Below are 26,868 nucleotides of genomic sequence, written 5' to 3' on the forward strand. Positions count from 1 at the left end.
GCCACCGTGAGGCGCGGCAATATGAACCGTTCTCGTGCGCATAATCTGTTGCTGCGGTGGCTTGTAACTGCTTGTATCCTTGCCCGCGAATAAGGGCGAATGGCTGCCGCCGGTGCCCAGGTCCACTGTCCGCTGTTACGGAAAACCGTAGGTTCCAAAGGTAGCAATGTGAAGCGTGATACCCACCTGGTTGTGCTTTTGCTGGCTGTTATCGGTTGCTCCCTGGGGTCATTGACGATCTGGAAGGTGTTTGCCTCTCGAGATCGCGCCCTGCAGGAGGTGGACGTCCATGGCCTGAACCTTACCCAGGCGCTGTCGACTTATTCCGAAGGCATCGTGCGCCAAAGTGCGCTGCTGTTGCTCGGGCTGGTCGAGCGTCTGGAAACCGAAGGCAGCGGGCCGGCGCAGATTCAGCGGCTGAGTAGCTTGGTCAACCGCCAGCAGCCGCTGATGCCGCAGCTCAGTGGTATCACGATCTACGATAGTCATGGGCACTGGTTGATGTCCTCCAACCGGCCGATTCCTGCGGGCGCCAACAGCACTGATCGTGCCTATTTCATCCATCACCGTGACGATCCTTCCCGCGAGATCTTTATCGGCCCGCCGATTGTCAGCCGGTCGAATCAGGAATGGGTGATGACCATCAGCCGGCGTTTCAATGATGCGCAGGGTGATTTTGCCGGTGTGGTGGCGGTGACCTTAGGCATCGAAAACTTCCTGCGCTTGTTTGGCAAGATCGATGTCGGGCAGGACGGCGCAATTGGCTTGTCGCATACCGACGGTACGTTGCTGGCGCGTTTTCCGTTTCGCGAGCAAGACATGGGGCGCAACTTTTCCACGTCGCCCATCTATGCCAAGTACCTGGTTGACCAGTCGGTCGGCACTGCGTCGTTTACCTCCAGCCTGGACGGTGTGGAGCGGCTCTACGCGTTCCGCCAGAGTGACCGGTTGCCGCTGATCACCACGGTGGCGCTGGGCAAGCGCGAAGCCCTTGCCGCGTGGCGCACCGAGGCGCTGCTGTCGGCGGTGGTGGTGGCGGGGTTGCTGGGGCTTACCGGCTTTATCGGTTGGTTTTTGATCCTGGATATCCGTCGGCGCACCGAGGCGGAAGATCAGTTGCGTGAAACCCAGCAGCAGTTGCTCACCTCCAACGGGCAGCTTGAGTTGCTGGCCATGAAGGATGCCCTCACGGGTCTGGCAAACCGCCGCTGCTTTGATGAGAGCCTCGCCAGGGAGGCGCTGCGCGCCAAGCGGGAGGGCACGACGCTGGCATTGCTGATGATCGATATCGACTACTTCAAGCGCTTTAACGACGCCTACGGGCATGTGGCAGGGGACGCCTGCCTGCAGACGGTGGGCAGAATCTTCGAGTCGTGCGTAAGGCGGCCGTCAGACCTGGTGGCGCGCTATGGTGGCGAGGAGATGGGCATCATCATGCCGGACACCGACAGTGACGGCGCCGCCGTGGTGGCCCAGCTGATTCTCGATCGGTTGAAGCAAGAGCACATCGTGCACAGCACCAGCCCGTTCGAGCGGCTGACAGCGAGCATCGGCATTGCGACTGCAACAGGTGTTCAGCTCGAGGATTTGCAAGGGTTGGTCGAGGTGGCGGATCAGGCGTTGTACAGCGCCAAGGCGGCGGGGCGGAACCAGTGTATGGCGGGGCACTGGTGACAGGGGTTCACAATCGAACCCCTGTTGAACGGGGCCAGCCCGTTTCAGTCAGTTAGCTCAAATCCCACTTACCAACTTGCCACCGTCCATCCGGCGCTTGTAAGCGCTGTCCCTGCTCGCCAGCCAGAAGTACAACGGCGACGTCACCACCAGCCCCACCACCCAGGACAAATCCGCCCCGTTGATGTGCTCGGAAATCGGCCCCACATACAGCGGCGTGTTCATAAACGGAATCTGCACTGCAATCCCGATCGCATACGCCAGCAGCGCCTGTGGGTTGTATTTGCCGTAGATGCCACCATCCACGCGGAAGATCGAGGCAATGTCGTACTTGCCTTTGTGAATCGCGTAGAAGTCGATCAGGTTGATTGCCGTCCACGGCACCAGCACCACCAGCAGCACCAGCACCATGTCGACGAAGTGGCCGATAAAGTCTTTGGAGGCGAACACGGCAGCAATGGCGCAGGCGGCCAGTACCAGCGTGGAGATCACCGCACGGCTTTTGGCGGTGGGGATCCAGCGGTAGGCGAAGGTCTGGATCAGAGTGATGATCGACAGCACGGCGCCGTAGAGGTTGAGGGCGTTGTGGCTGATCACGCTGAGCAAAAACAGCACCAGCATCAACGGGCCGATGGCACCGGTGGCGAGTTTGACCGCCTCCATGGTGTCCATGCCGACCGGGGTGGCGAGCACGGCGACGGCGCCGAAGATAAAGGCCAGGCTGGAGCCGAGGGCCGAGCCCAGGTAGGTGGTCCAGAAGGTCGACGCCACCGGCACGTCGGCCGGCAGGTAGCGGGAGTAGTCCGACACGTAGGGCGCGAACGCGATCTGCCACAGCGCAGCCAGGGATACAGTTGCCAGCCAGCCAGAGATATTGAAGCTGCCACGGGTCAGAAAATCAGTGGTCTGCACGTGAGTGAAGATGTAGCCGAAGCCCAGCACGATACCGGCGCCGAGCACCCAGGTGCCGATGCGGTTGAGCACGTGGATAAAGCGGTAACCGATGATGCCGATGATGCCGGAGCCGATGGCGCCGATCACGATGCCCACGGGCACGGGCACGCTGTCGACCACACCGTGAAGGGATTTACCCGCCAGCACGATGTTGGAGGCGAAAAAGCCGATGTACATGACGCCGGCGATCACCACCACCAACAGGGCGCCGAGGGAGCCGAACTGCGCCCGGCTCTGGATCATTTGCGGGATGCCCATTTGCGGGCCCTGGGCCGAGTGCAGCGCCATCAGCACGCCGCCGACCAGGTGGCCCACCAGGATGGCGACGATGCCCCATACCAGGTTCAAGTGGAACAATTGCACACCCAATGCGCCGGTCACGATCGGCAACGGCGCGATGTTGCCGCCGAACCACAGGGTGAACAGGTCTCTTACCTTTCCATGGCGGTCTTCGGGGGGCACGTATCCGATCGTGTGTTTTTCGATAAGCGGGGCGGAGGATGTTGCAGTGGTGACCATGACGAGCTCCAAGGCAAGGTGAGTACGTTGACGTACTTCGCTGTGCGCAGCCAAGGCGGCGCTTTGTTGTTGGAGTGATCATCAGCAATGGGCGCAGGGAGGTAAATTAGTAAGTTTGTTGCTATAGACCTTAAAAAATATAGCTCACCGGTTTTTTTGCTCCGGTATGTTGCATGGTCTTGAATTAGTGTGAAAAAGCCGATTTTTACGCACTTGTTTGGGGCGAAGTCCCACGTTTCTGGAGGTCCCGATGGCTGCCTATAACCTGCGCCAGCTCAGATATTTTGTCACCACGGCCGAGTGCGGCAGCGTCGCCGAGGCATCGCGCAAGCTGTATATCGCCCAGCCGTCGGTGTCTACCGCGATCAAACAGCTCGAAGACAGTTTTGGCGTGCAGCTGTTTATCCGCCATCACGCCCAAGGCGTTTCACTCACCCCCAGCGGCGCGCGCTTTTATCGCAAGGCGCTGGAGTTGCTGCGGGTGGCCCATGAGTTCGAGCAAAACGCCCTGGCCGACAATGACGTGGTGGCGGGGCAGATCGATATCGGCTGCTTTGAGACGGTGGCGCCCTTGTATTTGCCGCGCTTGATCGCGGGGTTCAAGGCGCTGTGGCCGGGGGTGGAAATCCGCATTCGCGACGGCGAGCAGCAAGAGCTGGTGCAGGCGCTGACGGCGGGCAGCATTGATGTGGCGATGCTGTTTGAGCACGACCTGGGCGGCACCATCGAAACCACGCCGCTGATGCCGCCGCAGCAGCCGTATGCGCTGCTGCCGGCCGATCATCGTTTTGCGCAACAGGCCAAGGTATCGCTGGCGGACCTGGTGCTGGAGCCGATGATTTTGCTGGATGTGCTGCCGAGCCGGACGTACTTCGTGAGCATCTTTGAAGAGCGCGGGTTGACGCCGAATATCGTGTTCAGCTCGCCGTCCATCGAGATGGTGCGCGGCATGGTCGGGCGTGGGTTTGGCTTTTCGATTCTGGTGACCAAGCCGTTTACCGAGTACACCTACGACGGGCAGAAAGTGGTGTGTGTGCCGTTGGCGGAAACGGTCACCGGTTCAGGATTATCCGCCGTCTGGTTACGGCGGGCGCCGTTGACCAAGCCGGTGCAGTTGTTTGTGGATTACTGCCGCGAAGAACTCGCAAGACTCCTTGGCTAAACTTGAAATACCATTTGATAAACACTGAAAATCAACTGTGGGAGCTGTGTGGCTCGTGCGAATGTGTTTGGCTTAGATGCGCATCAAGCCGAGCATGCACAGCCATATGCCTAGGGTTCAACACGCAACTGAGCCCGTGGCTGCTGGCTGAGTTGCACGGATCGTGAGGTTTACTCCACACCGACTGCGAGCTTGAAAAAAGGCTCTCGCTTCAACGAGGCACTTTGGCTCTCGGAGCCCTGCCGGTCACTCCTGATTTCATTACGATAGGACACATACCCCCACTGTGGCACCGATACGTCGGAGTCGGGTTTATTGTCGCTTTTACCGATACCCGCTTGCTGCAGCGCCTGCTCGATGGTCTTTACCAACGCCTGTATTTTCCCCATGTACTCGGGGCTATAGGTGCCATCAGTGCGATCTGGTTTGGCGTAGAGCGTGAACTGTGCGCCCTGGGATATTCGTGTGTCTCTTGGGTCGACACGGTTAACATCTGTGGCTTTCCAGCTATTGATCGGGCTGTCTTCTGAACTGATCAGTTTGCTGATGACGTCGAAGGCCTTCGGCATATCCTTTGGTGCGACGCTGATGTGAAACTTGTCGCCCACAGATTTTCCTTCTTCTTTGGCGGGTGTGCGTACGAACTTGATAAATGGGTACTTCTTCGATACAGGCGCGTGGTTTTTGACACGCCACCCCTCGAAGATTTCACCGTTGGACTGCTGGGCTACCTCATAGGTCGGCGCGCCATGGTTCGGTTTGAAGCGAACATTGGCGTGTTGCGCGACATCTGCCTGACTCATGTTCTCCAAGCCGCCGGTATCGAAAGGATTTCCCAAGTGCTGCAGCCCATATCTGATGCCTGAGCTGATGTAAGGTATATGGGCGGGTTCTGCTCGCATGAGGTTTACCTTCATCGTAAAGAGCGAGTAGTACTTGACTACTCGAGGCCTGGCCGTTTCGTACAAACGCGAAAAGTTGACACCTGTGTGGCGCTCAATACCCAATGAGTTCCCCTAAGCATTCGCAGAATAGGTGGGAGCAGATCGAGTGGGTTTGGCCTGGAGGCGAACCACGTCGAGTATGCGCAGCAACGAAACGCAACTGTGGGAGCTGGCTTGCCTGCGATAGCGGTGGGTGAGCCGCAAATGTGCCACCTGATACACCGCCATCGCGGGCAAGCCCGGCTCCCACAGGGTTTGCAATGTTTGGACTGGAACACAGGGCAAAAAAATGTGGGAGCTGGCTTGCCTGCGATGGCGGTGGGTCAGCTGCAAATGTGCCACCTGATACACCGCCATCGCGGGCAAGCCCGGCTCCCACAGGTTTTGCAGTGTTTGGACTGGAACACAGGGCAAAAAAATGTGGGAGCTGGCTTGCCTGCGATAGCGGTGGGTCAGCTGCAAATGTGCCACCTGATACACCGCCATCGCGGGCAAGCCCGCTCCCACAGTTGATTTGTGGTGTTTGGTGCAGAGGCGATTCAGGCGCGAATCGAATCGAGCATGCGCTCCAGCATGGCATCACAGCCGGCCAACTGTTCAATACTCACAAACTCATCCGGCTTATGCCCCTGGTCCATGCTCCCCGGCCCGCACACCACCGTGGGAATGCCCACCGCATCAAACAACCCGCCTTCGGTGCCAAACGCCACAGTACCGAAATCCCGCGAGCCACTGAACGCGGCAATCAACTCCGCCGCCTGGCTGCGTTCATCCGTCACCAACCCCGGATACGCCGACAGCTTGGTAAACCGAATCGCGCTCTGTTTACTCACGGCCTGCATACGCGGCAACACCTGTTGCATGGCATAAGCCTGCAGCGCCTCAGCCACTTCACCCGGGTCCATCGACGGCAATGCGCGCACTTCAAAATCAAAGCAGCAGTCGGCCGGCACGATATTCAACGCCTTGCCGCCTGTAATCACGCCGGTCTGCACCGTGCTGAACGGTGGATCAAACCGCGGGTCCTGTTGCTCGCGCAGGCGCTGGCCAATGCGCCCCAGCTCGCCAATCAACTCGGCGGCATGCTCAATCGCATTCACGCCATAGGGCGCATACGCCGAATGGCAGGCCTCGCCATGCACATCGCAACGCATCGCCAGCTTGCCCTTATGGCCGAGCACCGGTTTCAGCTCGGTTGGCTCACCGATAATGCACAGCATCGGTTTCACCGGCCGCTGCTCCAGCACCGCGAGCAGCGAGCGCACACCCAGGCAGCCGACTTCTTCGTCGTATGACAGGGCGATATGCACCGGGATACGCAAGTTGGCTTTCACTAAAGCAGGCACCAACGCCAGCACACACGCGATATAACCCTTCATATCCGCCGTACCGCGGCCAAACAGCTTGCCGTCGCGCTCGGTCAATTCAAACGGCGGCACCGTCCACGGCTGGCCGTCCACCGGCACCACGTCGGTGTGGCCCGACAGCACAATGCCCGGCAATTGCGCCGGGCCGATACTGGCGAACAGGTTGGCCTTGCTGCGTTCTTCGTTATAGACCAACTCGCAAGCCAGGCCGAAGCCTGCGAGGTAATCGCGCACGAATTCGATCAACTGCAAGTTGGACGCGCGACTGGTGGTATCGAACCCCACCAGCGTGTGCAGTAGTTCGCGGCTGCGGCTCATCGCTCGGCTGCAGCTCATCGCTCGTCTCCGGCCACGCCGTAGCCCGGTGAGCGGTCGGGGGCGAGGGCGCGGTCGATGTAGTCCTGCACTTGCGGGCGGTAGGCGTCCCAGAGCTTTTGCAGCTCGGCAATGGGCTGTTCATCGGCCCAGTCCACGCGCAGGTTGATGATCGGCCAAGTCAGTTCGCCCACCACCACCAGCGCGGCGGAATGCACCGGCCCGGCTTCGCCACCGGCGTTGATGGCGGCGTGCATCGCCGCCAGCAATCGATCGGCAAGTTGGCCTTCGCCGTGTTCGAAGGCGTGCACCATGGCTTCGATCACCGCGCGGTCGGCAAGCATATTGCCTGCCGCCACACATTGTTCGCCCGACACGGCATGGTGGGTGCCAAGGGTTTCGCTGCCGCTGAAATGCACGCTGCGGCCCAGGTGATCAATCGCCGTCAGTTGCCGGTATTGGCTGTAGCCGTTGCTGGTCAGGGCTTTGTCGACGGCGGCCGCAGGGTCCAGGCCTTGCTCCAGTAAATCGAGCACGTCGGGGCCGAGGGCCGGCAATGTGATGTTCTGGGTCGACACTGCGCCCACGCCGGGCCGCAGCCATGGGCAGCGGGCGCCCACGGCGATGCTCGAGGAGCTGATGGCGATGCCGAGCTGGCCGGTGTCTGCGCATCGGGCGACGATTGAAAAGGTCATGGGCAGCTCCTTATTCGGGGATCACGGCAATCACATCAATTTCCATCAGCCACTGTGGCTGGCCCAGGGCCGACACCACCAGCCCGGTGGAGATCGGGAACACGCCTTTGAGCCACTTGCCGACTTCCTGGTACACCGGCTCACGGTAGCGCGGGTCGATCAGGTAAGTGGTGGTTTTTACAATATGGCTCAGGTCCGAACCGGCCTCTTCGAGCAGTTGCTTGACGTTTTTCATCGCTTGCTCAGCCTGGGCACGCGGGTCGCCAAGGCCAATCAGGTTGCCGTCGAAATCGGTGCCCACCTGGCCGCGCACATACACGGTGTTGCCGGCACGCACGGCCTGGCACAGGTCGTTGTCCAGGCTCTGGTTAGGGTAGGTTTCCTTGGTGTTGAACATGCGGATGCGAGTGTGAGTAGGCATCAAAAAACTCCGAAAAAAGTGCTCAGGCAATGACAGGCGACGTGTGCGCAACCGGTGCGGGCTCACGGTATTCAAGGTATTGGCGCTGGATGGCGATGTGGTCGGCCACGTATTTGGCGTCATGCCAAACGCCCCAGATAAACGACGAGCCCCGGCGCGACTGCCACGGCAAACCCAGGAAGTAGATGCCCGACTCGCTGGCCACACCGCGCTGGTGCTGCGGCTTGCCGGCGGCGTCAAACGCATCGACTTTCAGCCAGCTGTAATCCACGGCAAAACCGGTGGCCCAGATGATGGAGGTGATACCGGCCTTGGCCAGGTCCAGTTCCAGGATCGGGTTTTTGATGCACTCGGCATCCGGGAATACGCGCCGCGCTTCGGGTTCCAACGGCAGGTCGAGGCCGTTGCGCTCGATGTAGGCGTCTGCCGCATCCAGCAAGGCCAGGTAGTTCTCGTCGCCACGGGCCAGGTTTTCAACCAGGTTGGCTTGGAAGCGCGCGACGTTGCCGTCGAAGGCTTGGGTGAGGCCGACCAGGGTCATGCCTTGCTGAGCCAGCTCACGAAAATCGATGGTCTTGCCGCCGTGGGCGCCGCTCACGGCAATGGTCACGTGCTCACGGCCGGGCTTCATCGCCGCCTGGTCCCACTCGCCCAACACGCCCAGCCACCAGCAGAAATCACGATTGCGATAGGCACGCGGCGGGCGGTCGTGGGCGCCGACCGACAGGTACACCTGGCGCCCGGAACGCTGCAGCTCATCGGCAATTTGCACGCCGGATGAACCGGCGCCCACCACCAGTACGGCGCCGGCGGGCAGTTGTGCGGGGTTGCGATAGTCGGCGGAGTGGATCTGGTGCAGCGCGCTGTCTTTAGGCGCGATGGCCGGAATCACCGGCTTCTGGAACGGCCCGGTGGCGGCGACCACACGGTTGGCTTCGATCACGCCTTCGCTGGTGTGCACGGTAAAGCCTGGGCGGCCCACGTTGCGCACCACAGAGGTCACGTCCACGCCGGTGCGGATCGGCGCGTTGAATTTGCGGGCATAGGCTTCGAAGTAATCGGCCACGCGTTCTTTTGGCGCAAAACCGTCGGCGGCGACATCATTAAATTCCAGGCCAGGGAAGCGGTCATGCCAGGCCGGGCCGTTGGCGACCAGCGAATCCCAGCGCCCGGTGCGCCAGCGCTCGGCAATACGGCTGCGCTCCAGCACCAGGTGCGGCACGCCTTGCTTGCTCAGGTGCTCGCTCATGGCCACACCGGCCTGACCGGCTCCCACTACCAGCGTGTCTGTTTTTGTTATGGCTTGAGTCATGTGTCTGTCCTTGCGTAATGCAGTTGGATTCAGCTTGGGCATGGCTTCAAGGCTAGGGGGAGGGCGATTTTTAATAAAATATTATTAAGCTTCGGAGTGAGCATAAATATCGGATGCAAGCTCACCCTATCGGGTGATTTCGAGGACGGGGCGGGTGTGTGACCATCCTTGCAGTTCTTTGAGCGAGGCTTCGAAGTGAACAACGACCGGCTTTCTTCTGCGCAATGGTTTGAACAGATGGCCCTGGTGACCGATAACATCGGGCAATCGGGGTTCGCTGCCGCCTTGTTCGATGCCCTCGGGTTCGTGCAGCCGATACAGGCCACGACGCTGTATTTTTACCCGCGCGGCGGCATGCCCAGTGCGCTGTTCGAGCTGGACGGGCCGTGGTTGCCGCAAGGCAATGTGCGCCAGTACCTGTCGGGTTTTTACCTGCTGGACCCGTTTTACGACGCCTGTGTGGAAGGCCTCGGTTCAGGCTGTTATGCCTTGGCGGACGTTGCGCCTGACCACTTCGAGCTCAGCGAATACTTCCAGTCGTTCTACCGCCACTCTCAGCTCGAAGACGAGCTCAATTACCTCCTGCAATCGAGCAAAGGCTCCAGCCTGGCGGTGTCCCTGGCCTTTACGCAAAAGCTCGACGCCGCCACCACCGCGCAATTCAAGCGCATAACCCCTTGGGTACTGGCCGTGCTGGGCAAACATTTTGTCGGCCTGGATGCCCAGGGTGCGCGCTTCGAAAACCTGCTGGAGCAACGTATTCACGCAGCATTGAACAACTTCGGCTCGTCGATCCTGACCGAGCGTGAATGCCGCATCGCCCAACTCATTTTGCGCGGGCATTCCACCCGCTCGCTGGCCGAGCGCCTGGAGGTGTCCGAAGACACCATCAAGTCTCACCGCAAACACATCTACACCAAGCTCGATATTGGCGCGCAGTCGGAACTGTTTGCGCTGTTTATCGACTCGCTCGCCGCAGCCCAGGGCGTGCTGAGCAAAGACCCGCTTGAAAGTTACATGAGCAAGCTGCGCTGAGCGGCCTTGCTAGCCCTTGCGTCACGACTAATAAGAGAGAAAAAACCATGAATCTACCCGCCCAATTGCAACGCCGCACCGAGGATTACCAGCAGTCTGATGCGGCCCACCACATCCATGGGTTTGTCGACCAGAAGGCGCTGAATGCCGAAGGCCCACGTGTGATGGTGCGCGGCGAGGGCCTGTACCTGTGGGACAGCGAAGGCAAGCGTTACCTGGACGGCATGTCCGGCCTGTGGTGTACCCAGCTGGGTTATGGCCGTCGGGATCTGACCGCCGCCGCCGCCGCGCAGATGGACCAGTTGGCGTACTACAACATGTTCTTCCACACCACCCACCCGGCGGTGATCGAGCTGTCGGAGCTGCTTTTCAGCCTGTTGCCGGGGCACTACAGCCACGTGATCTACACCAACTCCGGTTCCGAGGCCAATGAGGTGTTGATCCGTACCGTGCGCCGCTACTGGCAGGTGGTCGGCCAGCCGCAGAAGAAAATCATGATCGGCCGCTGGAACGGCTATCACGGCTCAACCCTGGCAGCCTCGGCGCTGGGCGGCATGAAATTCATGCACGACATGGGCGGCATGATTCCCGACGTCGCACACATTGACGAGCCGTATTGGTTTGCCCATGGCGGCGAGCTGACACCGGCCGAATTTGGCCGTCGTTGCGCGCTGCAACTGGAAGAAAAGATTCTGGAGCTGGGCGCCGAGAACGTCGCCGGTTTTATCGCTGAGCCGTTCCAGGGCGCGGGCGGCATGATCTTCCCGCCGCAAAGCTACTGGCCCGAGATCCAGCGCATTTGCCGTCAATACGATGTGCTGCTGTGCGCCGATGAGGTGATTGGTGGGTTTGGCCGTACCGGCGAATGGTTCGCCCATCAGCACTTTGGCTTCGAGCCTGACACCCTGTCGATCGCCAAGGGCCTGACCTCGGGCTATCTGCCGATGGGCGGCCTGGTGCTGAGCAAGCGTATCGCCGAGGCACTGGTGGAGCAGGGCGGTGTGTTCGCCCACGGGCTCACCTATTCCGGCCACCCGGTGGCGGCGGCAGTGGCGCTGGCCAATCTCAAGGCGCTGCGCGATGAAGGCATCGTGCGCCAGGTCAAACACGACACCGGGCCGTACTTGCAGCAACTGCTGCACGACGTGTTCGGCAACCACCCAATGGTCGGCGAGATCCAGGGCACGGGCCTGCTCGGCGCGTTGCAATTGGTCGAAGACAAGGCCACGCGCAAACGCTTCGCCAACGAAAACGACCTGGCCTGGCAGTGCCGCACTTTTGGCTTCGAAGAGGGCGTGATCATCCGCTCGACCCTGGGCCGCATGATCATGGCGCCAGCCCTGGTGGCCACGCGCGCAGAGCTGGATGAACTGGTCGACAAGACCCGGATTGCGGTAGACCGCACCGCACGGATCGCGGGAAAACTCTGAAGTGACCTGCCCACCACCCCAGGTGCGGGGTGGCGGGCAACCTCCATCAGACACGGCTTGAACGGCAGCGAGGTCATCGACTGCCGCGATGGCCCGCATCCCTCTTTCCAGGAGTCACCCATGAATACAATAACAAGCGTGGCCGAAACTCCCTCCCATCACACGTTACCCAAAACCGCTTCAACGCGCCGCTTTCGCCAGCCGCTGGGGCTGGTCGGGCTGGTGCTGTTCGGCCTGGCCTACATGGTGCCGCTGGCGGTGTTTACCACCTATGGGTTGGTCACGCAGATGACCAAGGGGCACTTGCCGACCGCTTATATGCTGACCCTGGCTGCGATGTTGCTGACGGCCTACAGCTATGGGCGCATGGTCCAGGCGCATCCGTTTTCCGGCTCGGTCTACTCCTATACACGCAAGGCGTTCGGTGCGTATTTCGGCTTTATCGCCGGCTGGACCTTGCTGCTCGACTACATCTTTTTGCCGCTGCTCAGTTATTTGCTGATCGGCATCTACATGTCCGAGTACTTCCCGGCGGTGCCGACATTTGTGTGGGTGCTGGGCTCGATTGCGCTGGTCACGGCGCTCAACCTGGTGGGCATCGAGTCCATCACACGGGTCAACTGGATCCTGATCGTGGCCCAGTTGGTGTTCATCGTGGTGTTCGTGGCGCTGTCGGTGCACAACCTCAGTGGGCAGGCGGCGCCCGTTTCATTGCTGGCGCCGTTCCATCATGAAGGCTTCAGCGCACCCTTGATCATGGCCGGGGCGGCAGTGTTGTGCTTGTCGTTCCTGGGCTTTGACGCCGTGTCGACCATGGCCGAGGAAACCCCCAACCCGCGCCGCACCATTCCGCTGGCGATCATGGTGGTGTCGCTGTTTGGCGGCTTGCTGTTTTTGCTGGTGTCGTATTTCGCGCAAATGGTCTTCCCGGAATGGAACACGTTCGCCGACCCGGATTCGGCCTCGGTGGATGTAATGCGCCGTGTCGGCGGCGAGCTGCTGGTGACGGCTTTTACCGCCACTTATGTGGCCGGCTGTTTCGCCTCGGCGATGGTCTCCCAGGCCAGCGTGTCGCGGGTGTTGTTTGCCATGGGCCGCGACGGCGCGCTGCCTCGCGTGCTGGGCAAGCTGGTGACTAAAAAACGCGTGCCGGCCACCGCGATTGTGCTGGTCAGCCTGTTCTCGCTGATTGCGCTGTTCATCACCCTGGACACGGTGGCCAACATGATCAGCTTCGGCGCGTTGTTCGCGTTCTCGGCGGTGAACCTGGCGGTGATCAAGCATTACGTGGTCGACCAGCAACTGCGCGGCACCCGGAACTACCTGTTGTATGCCGCGCTGCCGGCGCTGGGGTTTCTTGGCACGGTCTGGCTGTGGACCAGCCTGTCGAGCCTGTCCTTCACCATCGGCCTGTGCTGGATGGGGGTTGGCCTTATTTGTTTGCTGGGCATCACGCGCGGCTTGCGCGTGAAGATGCCTGAACTGCAGATCGCGGAATAAAACCTTCGCCTGTCCATCGACTTTTATTGGGAGTACACCGTGTTCGACCTTCATTACTGGCAACAACGCGTTGCCCGCCAGACCTTCATCGACACCGCTTTGATCGGTGGTCGGCCCGTGAGCGCAGCCAGCGGGGCGACTTTTGATGCAATCAACCCCGCCACCCACCAACTGCTGGCGCGTGTGGCCGCCTGTGGCGACGCAGAGGTGGACCTCGCCGTGCGCAGCGCACGCCAGGCCTTCGACACCGGCCCTTGGCGGCGTATGCCGCCGGTGGAACGCAAGAAAATCCTGATCAGGCTCTCTGAGTTGCTGATGACCCATCGCGAAGAGTTGGCCCTCCTGGATTCGCTGAACATGGGCAAGCCGGTGATGGACGCCTACACCATTGATGTGCCCGGCGCCGCTAATGTATTCGCCTGGTACGGCGAGGCGCTGGACAAGCTCTACGATCAAGTTGCGCCCACCGCGCACAACGCACTGGCGACCATCACCCGTGAAGCACTGGGCGTCGTTGCGGCGGTGGTGCCGTGGAATTTCCCACTCGACATGGCGGCCTGGAAGCTCGCACCAGCGTTGGCGGCCGGTAACAGCGTGGTGCTCAAACCCGCCGAGCAATCACCCTTTTCGGCCCTGCGCCTGGCCCAGCTGGCCCTGGAAGCGGGTATCCCGGAAGGGGTTCTGAACGTGGTGCCGGGCCTTGGCGAAAGTGCCGGCAAGGCGCTGGGGCTGCACCCAGACGTGGATTGCCTGGTGTTCACCGGCTCCACCCAGGTCGGCAAGTATTTTATGCAGTACTCGGCGCAGTCCAACTTGAAGCAGGTGTGGCTGGAGTGTGGCGGCAAGAGCGCGAACCTGGTGTTTGACGACTGCCAGGACCTGGACCTGGCGGCCGAGAAAGCCGCCTTCGGGATTTTCTTCAACCAGGGTGAAGTGTGCTCGGCCAACTCGCGGCTGTATGTGCAACGCTCCATCCATGATGAATTTGTCGAGCGTGTGATTGCCAAGGCGCGTGCCTGGATGCCGGGGGATCCGCTCGACCCTGGCAGCGCTGCCGGCGCCATTGTCGACAGTGAGCAAACCGCCCGCATCATGAAGGCGATCCATCAGGCCCAGGGCGAGGGCGCCAGGCTGCTGGCGGGTGGTGAGCAGGTGATGGTGAATGGTTGCTCCAACTTCATCCAGCCGACGATTTTTGGCGAGGTGACCGGTGACATGCGCATCGCGCGCGATGAAGTGTTCGGTCCAGTGCTGGCGATCAGCGCCTTTGACACTGAGGAGCAAGCGATACAGCAAGCCAATGACAGCCTCTACGGGCTGGCGGCCTCGGTCTGGAGTGATAACCTCAATCGCGCGCATCGGGTGGCCCGTGCGTTGAATGTCGGCACCGTTTCGGTCAACACCGTCGATGCCCTGGATGTGGCGGTGCCGTTCGGCGGTGGCAAGCAATCCGGGTTCGGGCGTGACCTGTCGCTGCACTCATTCGATAAGTACACGCAGCTGAAAACCACCTGGTTTGCGCTGCGATAGCCAAAACGGTCATCCGGTTGTGTATTCATGGGTGCACGGCCGGCACGCTTACCTGCAACATCTGCTGGTACTGCCGGACTCGCGCCGCCAGGGCATCGCCCACGCCATGAAAACGCCTAGAACTCCCCGGAATACTTGACCGCTGCCGCCGCGCGCGAGGGCACTTTCAAACTGCGCAGCAGCGACGACACATGGATGCGCACGGTGAACGGCGAGATCGCCAGGGCCTTGGCGATTTCCTTGTTGGTCTTGCCTTGGGCGATCAGGCGCAGCACTTCCTGCTGGCGCGCGGTGAGGGTGTGGGTGCCCAGTGGCAGCAGGCCGGAGGGAGAAAACTTGACCAGCACTTCGCCTTCGCGGATCGCCAACAGGGCCTGGCCGATTTCATCGGGGCTGATGTTCTTGCCGATAAAACCATCGGCGCCCAGGGCCATGACCTGATCGATCAGCGCCGGGTCATCGACCATCGACACCACGATCAAGGTGGTGCGCCGCAGTTGCTGGCGCAGGTCGGCCAGTTGGCTCATGCAGGTAAGGCCCGGGAAGCGCAGGTCGAGGATCAGCGTGTCGATGTCGCCCCCTTCGCGGATCAGCGCCTGCACCGCGTCGAGGTCGCCGGCCTCATGTACCACGGCCTCGGGTAACAGGCGCTGCACGGTGCGCAGCATGCCTTCGCGAAACATCGGGTGGTCGTCGGCTATGATGATTCGTCCGGTCATGGCGTGCTCCTTCCTGGGGCATGGGTGTGCGTTGGCATGCTACTTTAGCCTCTGGCGCGTAAAGGATAGACCGAATGCCGCACAAGGACGTCACCCATGAGTCATGAGACCAATTCCGAACTCGACCAGGCCAACCTGCGCATCGTGGTGGCCGCCATCGCCATTGTCTACATCGGCGCGCTGGGCTTTTTGCCGGGCCAGTCGGTCGACACCTACTTGCCGGTGATCCTGTATATCGTCGCGTTCCTGCTGGTCTCCATTGCGTTGCGCCAGGTGATCGCGCGCTGGCCCGGGCATTACCCGGTGCGGCGGATTTTCGGCATGCTCCACGACTACACCGGCACCTCCTTCGGGTTGGTGGTGGGCGGCGAACCGGCGTTGCCACTGTATGCGGTGATGGTGTGGGTCAACCTGGGCAACGGCATGCGCTACGGTTCGCGCTACCTGGCGATTGCCACCGGCCTGGCCTTGCTTGCACTGCTGATCGTGTACCGGCTGACGCCACTGTGGCAGGCGCAGCCTTTTATGGTGCTGATGCTGATGATCACCAGCACGGTGATCCCGGTGTACGCGCATATTTTGCTTGAGCGCACGCGCAAGGCGTCCGAAGAAGCCATCGCCGCCAACCTGGAAAAATCGCGCTTCCTGGCTCAGGCCAGCCACGACCTGCGCCAGCCAATTCACTCCATCGGCCTGTTCACCGCCTGTTTGCGTGAAGCGCAGTTGGGCGAGGCTGAGCAGCGTTTGGTGGACAATATCGACCGCTCGCTGCTCAACGTGTCGCAGCTGTTCCGTTCGATTCTTGACCTTTACACCCTCGACAACGGCAGGCTGTTGCCCAAGTACCAGGTGGTTCACTTGGGCGAATTCCTCGCCGACCTGGTGCGCCAACACGCCGAGGCGGCGCATTGGGCCGGGGTGGAACTGCGCCTGCGCCCGTGTGCGCATTGGGTGCAGGTCGACCCCGCGATGCTGGCGACGATGGTGCAGAACCTGCTCTCCAATTGCTTTAAATACGGCGCACAGCGGCCCGTGCTGATCGGCGTGCGCGTGCGCGACGGCGGCTTGTCGGTGGAGGTGCATGACCAGGGGCGCGGTATTGCCGAGGAGCATCAGGTGAAGGTCTTTGAAGAGTTTTATCGGGTCCGCCAACTGCGCGACAAGGACGTCGAAGGCGTGGGCCTGGGGCTGTCCATCGTCAAGCGCCTGGGGCAATTGATGGGGGTGCAGGTGAGCCTGCGATCACGGGTGGGCCATGGCACCTCCGTGAGCCTGCATGGCCTGGCATTGGCGACAGCGCCACGCCAACCGGCTGCGCGCGACGACGCGCGCCAGGCCGGCCTGCTGACGGGTTTGAAAGTCTGCCTGGTGGAAGATGACCACAACGTGCTGCTGGCCACCCAGGCCTTGCTGGAGCGTTGGGGCTGCGAGGTGCAGGCCGAGTCCAGCGGGCAGGGCCTGGCCAGCGACTGCGACATCATCGTCGCCGACTACGACCTGGGCAACCACGCCACCGGCATCGAATGCATCGACGCCCTGCGCCAGCAACGCGGCTGGGCGGTGCCGGCACTGATCCTCACCGGCCACGACGTGGAGAAAATCCAGGCGGCCTTGCACGACCGCCAGATCGCGATTCTCTCCAAACCGGTGCGGCCTGCAGAGCTGCGCGGCACGCTGCGTGACCTCAGCCAATCGGGGGTTACTGGTTAAACGGCGTCAAGCCATTGCCCCGCGCGCCCTTGGGCTGGCAGTAGGCGGCAGGCTTCATCAGGCCAAAGCTGGCCACGGCAAACATGCCACCGCTGGCACCGCTGGGCACGGAGCAGTTGTAATCACCGGACGCGGCGCTGGCGATGTAGTAGGTGGTCATGGAGTCGCTGCGTACATTGGAAATACGCTTGACCGGTTCACCGAGGTTGGTTTCCGACAGCGTCTTGAGATGGTCTTCGCTGGGTTTGACGTTGCTGCAACCGGCGACGCCGATGATCAGGGCGCCGAGCAGGGTGAGACGGGTAACGGGGGCATGCAGGTTCATGATGCTTCTTCCTTGGGGTTGTTAGGGTTTTTCCAACGCGCAACGCACCCTCGCGCAACAGGTGTGCGGTGCCGGGGGAACGTTGGAAGTGCCGGGGAATATAGCGCCGCTGGGTAAAGGGGTCGATTAGCACAAGTGTGCTAATGGCACGATGAGGTCATGGACGGAGACAGCAATGCTAGAGATAAAACGCGCCACCCCAGCGGACGCCCAGGCGGCGTTCGCCATTCGCCTGTTGGCCATCCGCAGCCAATGCATCGGCGCCTACACCGCCGAGCAAATGGCACTGTGGACACGCGGCAAAGCTGAAGACGGTTACGACACACTGATGGACAAGCCGTTTTACCTGGGCTGGGTGAACGGTGAGCCCGTTGTGACCGGAATGCTCGACCTCGACAACAATGAAATGGGTGCGTTGTTTGTGCTGCCGGAGTTCGCCGGGCGTGGGTATGGCAAGGCGATGCTTGATCACCTGGAAAAACTCGCGCGGCAACTGGCGATTGAAGAGGTCGTGCTGGACTCGACGTTGAATGCGGCGAGCTTCTACCGGGCCTGCGGGTATGTAGGCGAGGAGCAGGCGGTGTATCACTCGCCGTCGGGGTTGGAGTTGGCGTGTATCCCAATGGTAAAACGGCTTTGACCCTTGCCACCTTTGAGCTTTGTCGCTGGGGGATTTGTGTATGTCGCGATGGCCCTGCGGACTGAGATCTAACCAACACAGCCGATCCCCTGTGGGAGCTGTCGAGCTTTAGCGAGGCTGCGAAAGCGGTGGGTCAGGCAGCTTATGTTTCGCCAGTGCCGCCGCCTTCGCAGCCTCGCTGGGGCTCGACAGCTCCCACATTGGATCTTTGTTGCTGGGGGATTTGCGCATGCCGCGATAGCCCTGCGAACTGAGATCTAGCCAACACAGCCATCCCCTGTGGGAGCTGTCGAGCTTTAGCGAGGCTGCGAAAGCGGTGGGTCAGGCAGCTTATGTTTCGCCAGTGCCGCCGCCTTCGCAGCCTCGCTGGGGCTCGACAGCTCCCACATTGGATCTTTGTTGCTGGGGGGATTTGCGCATGCCGCGATAGCCCTGCGGACTGAGATCTAGCCAACACAGCCGATCCCCTGTGGGAGCTGTCGAGCTTTAGCGAGGCTGCGAAAGCGGTGGGTTAGGCAGCTTATGTTTCGCCAGTGCCGCCGCCTTCGCAGCCTCGCTGGGGATCTACAGCTCCCACAGTTGAGCTTTGTTGCTGGGGGGATTTGTGTATGGCGCGATGGCCCTGCGGACTGAGATCTAACTAACACAGCCGATCCCCTGTGGGAGCTGTCGAGCTTTAGCGAGGCTGCGAAAGCGTTGGGTCAGGCAGCTTATGTTTCGCCTGTGCCGCCGCCTTCGCAGCCTCGCCGGGGCTCGACAGCTCCCACATTTGAGCGTTGTCGCTGGGGGAATTTGCGCTTGCCTCGATGGCCTCTGCGAACCGAGGCCTGACCAACACAGCCGATCCCCTGTGGGAGCTGTCGAGCTTTAGCGAGGCTGCGAAAGCGGTGGGTCAGGCAGCTTATGTTTCGCCTGTGCCGCCGCCTTCGCAGCCTCGCTGGGGCTCGACAGCTCCCACATTGGATCTTTGTTGCTGGGGGGATTTGTGTATGGCGCGATGGCCCTGCGGACTGAGATCTAACCAACACAGCCGATCCCCTGTGGGAGCTGTCGAGCTTTAGCGAGGCTGCGAAAGCGGTGGGTCAGGCAACTTATGTATCGCCAGTGCCGCCGCCTTCGCAGCCTCGCTGGGGCTCGACAGCTCCCACATTGGATCTTTGTTGCTGGGGGGATTTGTGTATGGCGCGATGGCCCTGCGGACTGAGATCTAACCAACACAGCCGATCCCCTGTGGGAGCTGTCGAGCTTTAGCGAGGCTGCGAAAGCGGTGGGTCAGGCAGCTTATGTTTCGCCAGTGCCGCCGCCTTCGCAGCCTCGCTGGGGCTCGACAGCTCCCACATTTGAGCGTTGTCGCTGGGGGAATTTGCGCTTGCCTCGATGGCCTCTGCGAACCGAGGCCTGACCAACACAGCCGATCCCCTGTGGGAGCTGTCGAGCTTTAGCGAGGCTGCGAAAGCGGTGGGTCAGGCAACTTATGTATCGCCAGTGCCGCCGCCTTCGCAGCCTCGCTGGGGCTCGACAGCTCCCACCGTTGATTTCATTCGGCGCCGAAGGCTGTGCGCAGTGTTTGAATAACCTGTTCCACGGTGGGACCTTGGATGGACGGCGGCGTGAGGCTCTCGCCAAGTTCGCGCCATACGAACAGCGTCAGCTCAGCCCCATCGGTCAGCCCTTGTTCCTTTGAGCCAAAACCTTGCAGCACCCGATAGCGCTCATCCCGCCAAAACGCCTGCTCCACCCAGTCATGCACCGGGATGAAGTGAAAGTGCAGCGCGAAGCCCGGCATGTGTCCGTAGCGGCTGATATACAGCCACTTCGGTCGCAGTTGCGTCTCCATCACCCGTTGGGTTTTGGCGAGCAGGCCACCCAACTCGGCCAGCGCGGCCTCGGGCATAGCAGCCAGGGAGTCGATCGGGGCTTTGGCGCCCAGCATGAGGTAGCCCGGCAGCTTTGAGGTCAGATGATGGTTGAGCCGCCAGTGCTCGGTTTCATGAAGGATAAAAGCGGGGTCGATCTGCATAAGCACACGTCCATGAGGGCAGGGTGGGCAGGATAACAAGCGTGGGCGCCTGTATCTCATAAAATCTGGCGATCTGTGTCTGTCGCTGAGGGTGCCAGGCGGATAGTGTCGTGCCACGTTAACTGACGACCGAGCCCACCATGGAACTGACCGCTGTCCCGTTTGGCACCACCGACTGGTCCACTGTCGAACCCGAACTTCACCCAGGCGTTACCGGCAGTGCCCTGTGGCGTACCTGCCACTTCGGCACCACCCGCGTGCGCATGGTCGAGTACACCCCCGGTTACCTGGCCGATCACTGGTGTTGGCGCGGGCATATTCTGCTGTGCCTGGAAGGGGAATTGCGCACCGAATTGGAAGACGGCCGCCAGTTCACGCTGACGGCCGGGATGAGTTACCAGGTGGGCAATGACATGGAAGGCCATCGCTCATCCACCCACAGTGGCGCGAAGCTGTTTATTGTGGATTGAGGCGCACGATCAGCTTGCCGAAATTGCGTCCCTCCAGCAGCCCGATAAACGCTTCAGGTGCCTGGGCCAAGCCGTCGATGATGTCCTCGCGATATTTCAGTTTGCCCTCGGCGATCCACTGCGCAGCTTCCTGCAAGAACCTGTCTTGTTGTTGGTCGACAAATTCGGTCTGGATAAACCCGCGCACCGTCAGGCTCTTGGCGAGGATGTCATGCATCGTCGCCGGCAGCCGGTCGGCCTGTGCGTGCTGGATCGCGCCGTCGTTGTAGTGGGCGATCAGCCCGCACACCGGAATCCGCGCGAAGTTATTGAGCAGTGGGCGCACCGCGTCCCACACCGGCCCGGCGACGTTTTCGAAGTACACATCAATGCCGTCCGGGCAGGCCTTGGCCAGTTGCTCGGCAAAGTCCGGGGCGTGGTGGTCGATGACCGCATCAAAGCCGAGTTCATCCTTCACGAAAGCACACTTGTCGGCGCCGCCGGCAATCCCCACGGCGCGGGCACCCTGCAGCCGAGCGATCTGGCCGACCACCGAGCCGACTGCGCCACTGGCCGCTGCCACCACGACGGTATCGCCCGGCTTTGGCTTTCCGATATTCAGCAGCCCGGCGTAGGCGGTAAACCCCGGCATGCCGAGTACACCCAGAGCAGTGGTGGGATGGGCGATGCTGGGGTCGAGGCGGCGCAAATCCTGGCCATTGGATAAGGCAAAACGCTGCCAACCGGCGTAGGCCAGCACTGTATCGCCTTCATGCCAATCGCTGTGACGCGACTCTTTGATGCGCGCGACGGTGCCACCCACCATCACCTCGCCAATGCCCACCGGCTCGGCATAGGATTTGGCCGCGCTCATGCGCCAGCGCATATAGGGGTCGAGGGACAGGTAGAGATTTTCCAGCAACACTTCGCCGTCGGCGGGCTCGGGGACCGGTGAGTGTTCCAGGTGGAAGTCGCTGGTTTTCGGGCGCCCGTCGGGGCGTGCGGCCAAAACGATGCGTGTGTTATCGGTGGGGTTCATGGCGTATCACTCACTGATTGAACAGGCTGAGCAGCGTAGCCATCGGCAAGCTATCAAGGTAGGCTCATAGCAGTTGATTCAGAGTTATGCCAAACATGATATCCGATGCCTTCGAACCGTATTTGCTGCGCACTTTCGTCGCGGTGTGCCACCACGGCAGCCTCAGTGGCGCCGCCCAGCAAGCGGGCAGGGCGCAATCGGCCCTGAGTGCGCAGATTCGCCGTCTGGAGGAGGTGCTTGGGCAACGCCTGCTGCGCCGAACGGGGCGTGGCGTGGTGCCAACCACTGAGGGCGAGTTGTTGCTCAGCTACGCCACACGCATCCTGGCCCTGGGTGAAACGGTCGCCACACGCCTGAAGGAGCGTACGGTGATCGGCACTGTGCGCGTGGGCTTGTCCGAAGACGTGGCGGTCACTACCTTGCCGGCGGCGTTGGGCCGTTTGCGCCGCACCTGCCCGCATATGCACATGGATATCACCGTGGATCACGGCGATGCTTTAGCGCAGCGCTGGCACGACGGCCTGCTGGATGTGGCCATCGGCGTCAGCTCGGTATTCGCCGCCGACCCGGTGCGCACCTGGAATGTGCCGCTTTATTGGGTGTGCGCGATTGACGATGAAGTCGATCCGGCGCTGCCTCTGGACGTGATTGTGTACGCCGAGCCTTGCGCATGGCGGCGCTTGATGTTCGACGCATTACTGGCGGCGGGTCGCGACTTTCGTGTGACAGTCACCAGCCCGAACGTCGGCGTAATCAGCGCGGCTGTCGAAAACGGTCTGGGCGTTGCGCTGTTGCCCGCCGACAATATCAACCCGCACACCATGCGCGTGATTGCGCTGGCGCCCGCTGGCAACGCCACATTGAGCGTCAACTACGGGTTGTTCGCGGTGCCGCGCCAGACCGAAAGCATCCGTGCCACGGTCGAATTGCTCAGCGAGGGGTTTCATTTGATGACGCAACCGAGGGTGAAGGGTCTCAGCCTTTGCGATACACCGCCCCCAACTCGCGTGCCAGCCCAATAAAATTCTGCAACGGCGCCGACGGATTAAACGTGCGCCGCACCAGGGTAATCGGCGCCAACAGCTTGGGCCTGGCGTCTTTGATTCGGCAATACACCACGCTGTCACGGTGCACATCGCGCATCGACGCCGGCACCACGGAGATGCCTTCACCGGCCGCCACCAGGCTGACGTTGGTCAGCATGCGTTCCACCTCAAAGGCGATCCTGGGTTCGAAGCCGGCGTTCTGGCAGGCGGTGATCAGGTTGGCGTACATGCCCGGTGCGCCGGGGCGGCGTACCAGGATAAAACGTTCGTCCTTGAGGGCAATGAGTGGGATGGCGCTGCCGGCGGCGTCCAGCAACGGATGGCCGGTGGGCAGGACCAGCAGCATTTCTTCGTTGAGCAGGCGGTGGAAGCTCAGGCTTTGATGGGTGCTGACCGGGGCACGCAGGATGCCGACGTCGATGCGTTTTTCGATGGCGTCTTCGGTCAATTCCCGGGCGCTGCCTTCATTGATTGAAAGCTCTACGGCCGGGTAGCGCTCGCGGTAGGCGCGGATGATGCGTGGGATCAGCGCGTGAGCGGCGGCCGAACTGGTGAACCCGATGGCCAGGGTGCCCTCGATGCCCTGGGCCACGCGGGAGGCCTTGACTGCGCCATGCTCGACGCGGGCCAGAATGGCTTGGGCTTCTTCAAGGAACACCCGGCCGCCGGCCGTCAGGTCCACGCCCTTGGGGTGGCGCTTGAACAGATCGAACCCCAGCTCCTGCTCCAGGGCGCGAATCTGCTGGCTCAGGGGCGGTTGTTGCATGTTCAGGCGTGCGGCGGCGCGGGTGAAATGTCGTTCTTCGGCCACCATGATGAAATAGCGTAAATGGCGTAGTTCCATGGTGGCCTATCCCGTGACAAGACGCAGTGGTGGGCGGCCGCAAGCGGCCCGGCCGTCAATATGCCCAAAGCCTGCGACCACCACAATCCGTTCAGCGTTTGCTGTCGGCCAGCTTATCGAAGGCCTGGTCGAGATGGGTTTCGGCGCCTTTGAGCTTTTCACGCCGCTCCTTGAGCCACTGCTGATCAGCCTGCAGCGTCTTGCGCGCCTCCACCAGCATGCGCTTGACCTCTTGCGGCTGCGGGCCGCCGGTGCCTTTGCGGGTCTGGACCATGTTGGTGGGCGACAGCGCCGCGCGAAAGCCCGCTTCATCGAGCGGCAGGGTGTTGGGCGTCCATTTGTACTTGTCCGCCGCCTGGCTATACAGCTTCTGCGCGTCGGCATAGGCGAAGGTCTTCGGCGTGGTGCCGTTGCTGCGCGCTTGGGTGACGATCAGCGAGGCAAAGCTGTGGCCGATGCGGAACGGCACTTTGTACTGGCGCTCCAGCGTGTCGGCCAGTTCCATCGAGGTGGTCCATTCCGACTCCAGTTCTTCGAGCGCGCGCTGCGGGTTGATCTGCAGCGCGTCGAGCACCGCGTCGAGGCTGTGGAACATTTCCTGGGTCGAGCGGAACACGCCCAGCGAGTCGAAGGCGAACTTGTAGTCGGTCATGCCGGTGGTGACGTTATGCGCGCGCAAGGTCACGGCCTGGGCCAGCCCCACCACGTCCGAGGCACTCTCACGCGCCCGCATCAGCAAGCCCGGGTTGCGCTTTTGCGGCATGGCGCTGCTGGTGTAGGTGGCTTCCTCATCGAGCAACAGCCAGGGGCGGATTTGATGGTACTGGGTGTGGATATCGCCAATCATCGCGCCCACACGGATGGCGGACGAAGACGCCATATTGGCCGCTTCGATGGGAATGTCATAGGTCGAGACCTGGCTGGAATCCAGCGAGTTCTCGCGCACGCCATCAAAGCCCAGCAGCTCAGCCAGACGCTCGCGGTTCAGCGGGTACGCCGAGTTCGCCAGCACGGCGGTGCCCATCGGGCTCTGGTTCAAGCGCGTGTACAGCTCGCGGATGCGCTGGCCGTCGCGGTCGAAAGCGGCTTCAAACGCCAGCAGGTAATGCGCATAGCTGATGGGCATGGCCTGCACGCCGTTGGTGTAGGCGGGCACCAGGGTGTCGACGTTTTTATCGGCAATGTTCAGCAAGCGCTGGCGCGTGGCGTTGAGCGCTTCGCTGTAGGCCAGCACCTGGCTGCGCAGGGCGGCCAGGCGGTAGGTGGCGAGCATGTCCTGGCGGCTGCGGCCGGAGTGGATCAATGAGGCTTCGGGACCGATCTTGTCGGTCATGATTTTTTCCAGTTGCAGCACATCACTGGGGCGCGTGCCGCCGGGCTGGTCGGCCTGGGCGATGGCGTAGCGCACACCGCCGGCGATCTTCTGACCCATCTCGGGTTCGACGATGCCTGCTTCGGTGAGCATCACGATCGAGGCTTTGTTGATGCGGTTGAGCCAGGCGAACTGGGTCTGGGTGGGGTCGCCCTTGGCTTTGTGCTCGGTTTGCGAGCTGTCGGGCGTGGCGCCGACCTTGGCCGCCTGGGCCGCGCATTGTTCGGTGGTGGTGCAGGGCAGCTCGCCGGTGTTGGCGGCATAGGCGCTGAGGCTGTTGCACAGGGCGAAGGTCACGGCGAGGGAAAGCAGGCTTTTCACCGCACGTTGGGGAGATGTGTTGATCACGGGGGCACCTGATTTATTGTTGGCATTATGGGCCGTCGTTGCGGCGCAATCAGGCTAGCGGGTGTGCGGGTAGATTGAAAATATATAGAAAGTGTTGATGGCAGAGGTTTTGGATATGGCTGATAGCGCTTGCCAGATTAAGATCAAAAGCACATTTGTGTGCGCCGCGAACTGCTTTTCTGTGGGAGCTGGCTTGTCGAATCGTCGCACCGCTGCGATGCGGACACCTCGGTACATCAGGCGCACCGAGTTGATGCCATCGCAGCGGTGCGACGATTCGACAAGCCAGCTCCCACATTCATCAGCGGTTCTCAGTGCATTTTGCTGTGGTCCATGTCACCCATGTCGGTCAGCGCGCGGGCCGGGGCTTTTACTTCAATCGTCTGCTTCTCGCCCTTGGCGTTTTCCACGGTCAGGGTCAGCAGCACCACGTCGCCTTGCTTGATCTGGCCGGTGAGACCCATGAGCATCACGTGGTAGCCCTCCGGGTCGAGCTTGATCGCTTTGCCGGCAGGCAGGGCCACCGAATCCACCGGGCCCATGCGCATGACGTCGTCCTTCATGCTCATCTCATGAATCTGCACGTCCTTGGCCACAGGCGAAGCCACGCTGAGCAGTTTGCTGTCGCTGTCGGCGGTGACGGTCATGAACGCGCCGCTGGAGGTCTGGCCCGCCACGGTTGCGCGTACCCACGCGTCGCTGACCTGTACCTGAGCGCTGGCGTGCGCCGCGAGGCCCAGCAGGGTGAGGCCGAATGTCAGGCGCTTGAGGGTTTGAACGGCAGTCATTAGCAGACCTCCATGACGGTGAGCAGGTCTTCTGCGCACTCTTTAGCGGTAAGGGATGCCGACAGGCCCAGGCGCAGGTTGCCACGGGTATCGAACACGAAACTGGTGGAGGTGTGAGACAGGGTGTAGGTGTCTCCGGCCGGGATCTTTTCATAAAAGATGCCGAACTCCTTGGCGGCCACGGCGATTTCTTCCGGGGTGCCGTACAGCGCTTCGAAGCTGGGGTCGAAGGCCTTGACGTAGCGGTCGAGCAATTCGGGAGTGTCGCGCTCGGGGTCGAGGGTGATAAACACCACCTGCATGATCTTGCCATCGCGGCCCATCAGCTTCTTGGCCTGGGCGGCGCGGGCGAGGGTGGTGGGGCACACGGCCGGGCATTGGGTGAAGCCGAAGAACACCACCGGCATCAGGCCACGGTACGAGCTCAGGGTGACGGTTTCGCCGTCGGTATTCTTGAGCTTGAAGGTGCGGCCCATGATCTTGTCACTGAGGTCCTTGCCGTACTTGAAGTTCAGCTTGGGGCTGTAGTCACAGCCGCCCAGCAGGCTGCCCAGGCCCAGCAGGCCCATACCGGTCAGCACTTTGCGGCGGGTGAATAACGTACTCATCAACTGTGCATCCTGTGAAACGCCTGCATTGCTCTGGATCGACAGTTCAGGCTTTGAAAAGGAGTAATGATGCGGGCGCACAGTCTACCAACCCCGGCCAGC

Annotated in this window: 24 protein-coding genes; 10 read left to right on the top strand and 14 right to left on the bottom strand. The window is 61.5% G+C overall.

The genetic code is table 11. The features are described 5' to 3' along the window. The first annotated feature begins 168 nt into the window (after positions 1–168). Positions 169–1,674, top strand: coding sequence for a diguanylate cyclase (locus PSH96_RS11800; protein ID WP_305459415.1), 1,506 nt, complete (start codon positions 169–171; stop codon positions 1,672–1,674). A 57-nt stretch (positions 1,675–1,731) separates the two neighbouring features. Here the strand turns inward: PSH96_RS11800 and PSH96_RS11805 are convergent, their stop codons facing one another. Continuing rightward, positions 1,732–3,147, bottom strand: a complete 1,416-nt coding sequence (locus tag PSH96_RS11805; protein ID WP_305459417.1) for a cytosine permease — start codon at positions 3,145–3,147, stop codon at positions 1,732–1,734. 250 nt (positions 3,148–3,397) lie between these two features. Here PSH96_RS11805 and PSH96_RS11810 point away from each other — a divergent pair, with 250 nt between their 5' ends. Continuing rightward, entirely contained in the window at positions 3,398–4,309 is a 912-nt protein-coding gene (locus PSH96_RS11810) for a LysR substrate-binding domain-containing protein (RefSeq protein WP_010171799.1), read from the top strand. A gap of 170 nt (positions 4,310–4,479) precedes the next feature. On the opposite strand, the gene PSH96_RS11815 is transcribed toward PSH96_RS11810, so the two are convergent. The 5 genes from PSH96_RS11815 to PSH96_RS11835 all read right to left on the bottom strand — a co-directional run bounded on the left by PSH96_RS11815 (position 4,480) and on the right by PSH96_RS11835 (position 9,405). Next, positions 4,480–5,211: a type III effector gene (locus tag PSH96_RS11815; RefSeq protein ID WP_305459418.1), complete on the bottom strand. Its 732-nt coding sequence runs from the start codon at positions 5,209–5,211 to the stop codon at positions 4,480–4,482. Between the two features lie 581 nt (positions 5,212–5,792). Continuing rightward, positions 5,793–6,938 carry an acetylornithine deacetylase gene (argE, locus tag PSH96_RS11820; RefSeq protein WP_305460047.1) on the bottom strand — a complete coding sequence of 382 codons (1,146 nt, stop codon included), beginning with the start codon at positions 6,936–6,938 and terminating at the stop codon, positions 5,793–5,795. A 14-nt stretch (positions 6,939–6,952) separates the two neighbouring features. Further along, positions 6,953–7,630: a DUF1028 domain-containing protein gene (locus PSH96_RS11825; protein ID WP_058421955.1), complete on the bottom strand. Its 678-nt coding sequence runs from the start codon at positions 7,628–7,630 to the stop codon at positions 6,953–6,955. A gap of 10 nt (positions 7,631–7,640) precedes the next feature. Beyond that, on the bottom strand, positions 7,641–8,051 hold the full coding sequence (locus tag PSH96_RS11830; protein WP_003207327.1) for a RidA family protein: 411 nt from the start codon (positions 8,049–8,051) through the stop codon (positions 7,641–7,643). Positions 8,052–8,073: 22 nt separating this feature from the next. After that, on the bottom strand, positions 8,074–9,405 hold the full coding sequence (locus PSH96_RS11835) for a flavin-containing monooxygenase (RefSeq protein WP_370694336.1): 1,332 nt from the start codon (positions 9,403–9,405) through the stop codon (positions 8,074–8,076). 153 nt (positions 9,406–9,558) lie between these two features. Between PSH96_RS11835 and PSH96_RS11840 the strand changes: the two genes are divergently transcribed. The 4 genes from PSH96_RS11840 to PSH96_RS11855 all read left to right on the top strand — a co-directional run bounded on the left by PSH96_RS11840 (position 9,559) and on the right by PSH96_RS11855 (position 14,858). Beyond that, a complete protein-coding gene (locus tag PSH96_RS11840; RefSeq protein ID WP_305459420.1) occupies positions 9,559–10,398 on the top strand; it encodes a helix-turn-helix transcriptional regulator in 840 nt (279 codons plus the stop codon). 47 nt (positions 10,399–10,445) lie between these two features. After that, positions 10,446–11,828, top strand: a complete 1,383-nt coding sequence (locus tag PSH96_RS11845) for an aspartate aminotransferase family protein (RefSeq protein WP_305459421.1) — start codon at positions 10,446–10,448, stop codon at positions 11,826–11,828. A 120-nt stretch (positions 11,829–11,948) separates the two neighbouring features. Beyond that, on the top strand, positions 11,949–13,328 hold the full coding sequence (locus tag PSH96_RS11850) for an APC family permease (RefSeq protein ID WP_305459422.1): 1,380 nt from the start codon (positions 11,949–11,951) through the stop codon (positions 13,326–13,328). Between the two features lie 39 nt (positions 13,329–13,367). After that, positions 13,368–14,858: an aldehyde dehydrogenase gene (locus tag PSH96_RS11855; protein WP_305459423.1), complete on the top strand. Its 1,491-nt coding sequence runs from the start codon at positions 13,368–13,370 to the stop codon at positions 14,856–14,858. A 116-nt stretch (positions 14,859–14,974) separates the two neighbouring features. Here PSH96_RS11855 and PSH96_RS11860 read toward each other — a convergent pair whose 3' ends face one another. Continuing rightward, positions 14,975–15,577 carry a response regulator transcription factor gene (locus PSH96_RS11860; RefSeq protein ID WP_177023839.1) on the bottom strand — a complete coding sequence of 201 codons (603 nt, stop codon included), beginning with the start codon at positions 15,575–15,577 and terminating at the stop codon, positions 14,975–14,977. Positions 15,578–15,673: 96 nt separating this feature from the next. Between PSH96_RS11860 and PSH96_RS11865 the strand changes: the two genes are divergently transcribed. Beyond that, a complete protein-coding gene (locus PSH96_RS11865) occupies positions 15,674–17,287 on the top strand; it encodes a hybrid sensor histidine kinase/response regulator (RefSeq protein WP_305459424.1) in 1,614 nt (537 codons plus the stop codon). Here PSH96_RS11865 and PSH96_RS11870 read toward each other — a convergent pair. After that, complete coding sequence (locus tag PSH96_RS11870; RefSeq protein WP_017134555.1) at positions 17,277–17,612, bottom strand: hypothetical protein; 336 nt, start codon at positions 17,610–17,612, stop codon at positions 17,277–17,279. The genes PSH96_RS11865 and PSH96_RS11870 overlap by 11 nt on opposite strands. 175 nt (positions 17,613–17,787) lie before the next feature. Here PSH96_RS11870 and PSH96_RS11875 point away from each other — a divergent pair, with 175 nt between their 5' ends. Continuing rightward, the gene (locus PSH96_RS11875) at positions 17,788–18,252 is read left to right on the top strand and encodes a GNAT family N-acetyltransferase (RefSeq protein WP_305459425.1); all 465 of its coding nucleotides are present in this window, start codon (positions 17,788–17,790) and stop codon (positions 18,250–18,252) included. 1,537 nt (positions 18,253–19,789) lie between these two features. Here PSH96_RS11875 and PSH96_RS11880 read toward each other — a convergent pair. Next, entirely contained in the window at positions 19,790–20,272 is a 483-nt protein-coding gene (locus tag PSH96_RS11880; RefSeq protein WP_305459426.1) for an HIT family protein, read from the bottom strand. Between the two features lie 140 nt (positions 20,273–20,412). Here PSH96_RS11880 and PSH96_RS11885 point away from each other — a divergent pair, with 140 nt between their 5' ends. Continuing rightward, on the top strand, positions 20,413–20,742 hold the full coding sequence (locus PSH96_RS11885; RefSeq protein WP_305459427.1) for a DHCW motif cupin fold protein: 330 nt from the start codon (positions 20,413–20,415) through the stop codon (positions 20,740–20,742). Here the strand turns inward: PSH96_RS11885 and PSH96_RS11890 are convergent. Further along, entirely contained in the window at positions 20,729–21,760 is a 1,032-nt protein-coding gene (locus tag PSH96_RS11890) for an NADP-dependent oxidoreductase (protein WP_305459428.1), read from the bottom strand. The two genes, PSH96_RS11885 and PSH96_RS11890, sit on opposite strands and share 14 nt — an antisense overlap. Before the next feature lie 86 nt (positions 21,761–21,846). Here PSH96_RS11890 and PSH96_RS11895 point away from each other — a divergent pair, with 86 nt between their 5' ends. Next, positions 21,847–22,782, top strand: coding sequence for a LysR family transcriptional regulator (locus PSH96_RS11895; protein WP_305459429.1), 936 nt, complete (start codon positions 21,847–21,849; stop codon positions 22,780–22,782). Here the strand turns inward: PSH96_RS11895 and PSH96_RS11900 are convergent. From PSH96_RS11900 to PSH96_RS11915, 4 genes are all read right to left on the bottom strand, one after another. Continuing rightward, complete coding sequence (locus tag PSH96_RS11900) at positions 22,736–23,650, bottom strand: LysR substrate-binding domain-containing protein (RefSeq protein ID WP_305459430.1); 915 nt, start codon at positions 23,648–23,650, stop codon at positions 22,736–22,738. The two genes, PSH96_RS11895 and PSH96_RS11900, sit on opposite strands and share 47 nt — an antisense overlap. 91 nt (positions 23,651–23,741) lie before the next feature. Continuing rightward, the gene (locus PSH96_RS11905; protein ID WP_305460049.1) at positions 23,742–25,367 is read right to left on the bottom strand and encodes an argininosuccinate lyase; all 1,626 of its coding nucleotides are present in this window, start codon (positions 25,365–25,367) and stop codon (positions 23,742–23,744) included. 314 nt (positions 25,368–25,681) lie between these two features. After that, positions 25,682–26,158, bottom strand: coding sequence for a copper chaperone PCu(A)C (locus PSH96_RS11910; protein WP_305459431.1), 477 nt, complete (start codon positions 26,156–26,158; stop codon positions 25,682–25,684). Continuing rightward, entirely contained in the window at positions 26,158–26,766 is a 609-nt protein-coding gene (locus PSH96_RS11915) for an SCO family protein (protein ID WP_017134494.1), read from the bottom strand. The genes PSH96_RS11910 and PSH96_RS11915 overlap by 1 nt, the downstream gene beginning before the upstream one ends. Between the last annotated feature and the right edge of the window lie 102 nt (positions 26,767–26,868).

The organism is Pseudomonas sp. FP2338, assembly GCF_030687515.1.
GTDB lineage: Bacteria > Pseudomonadota > Gammaproteobacteria > Pseudomonadales > Pseudomonadaceae > Aquipseudomonas > Aquipseudomonas salomonii.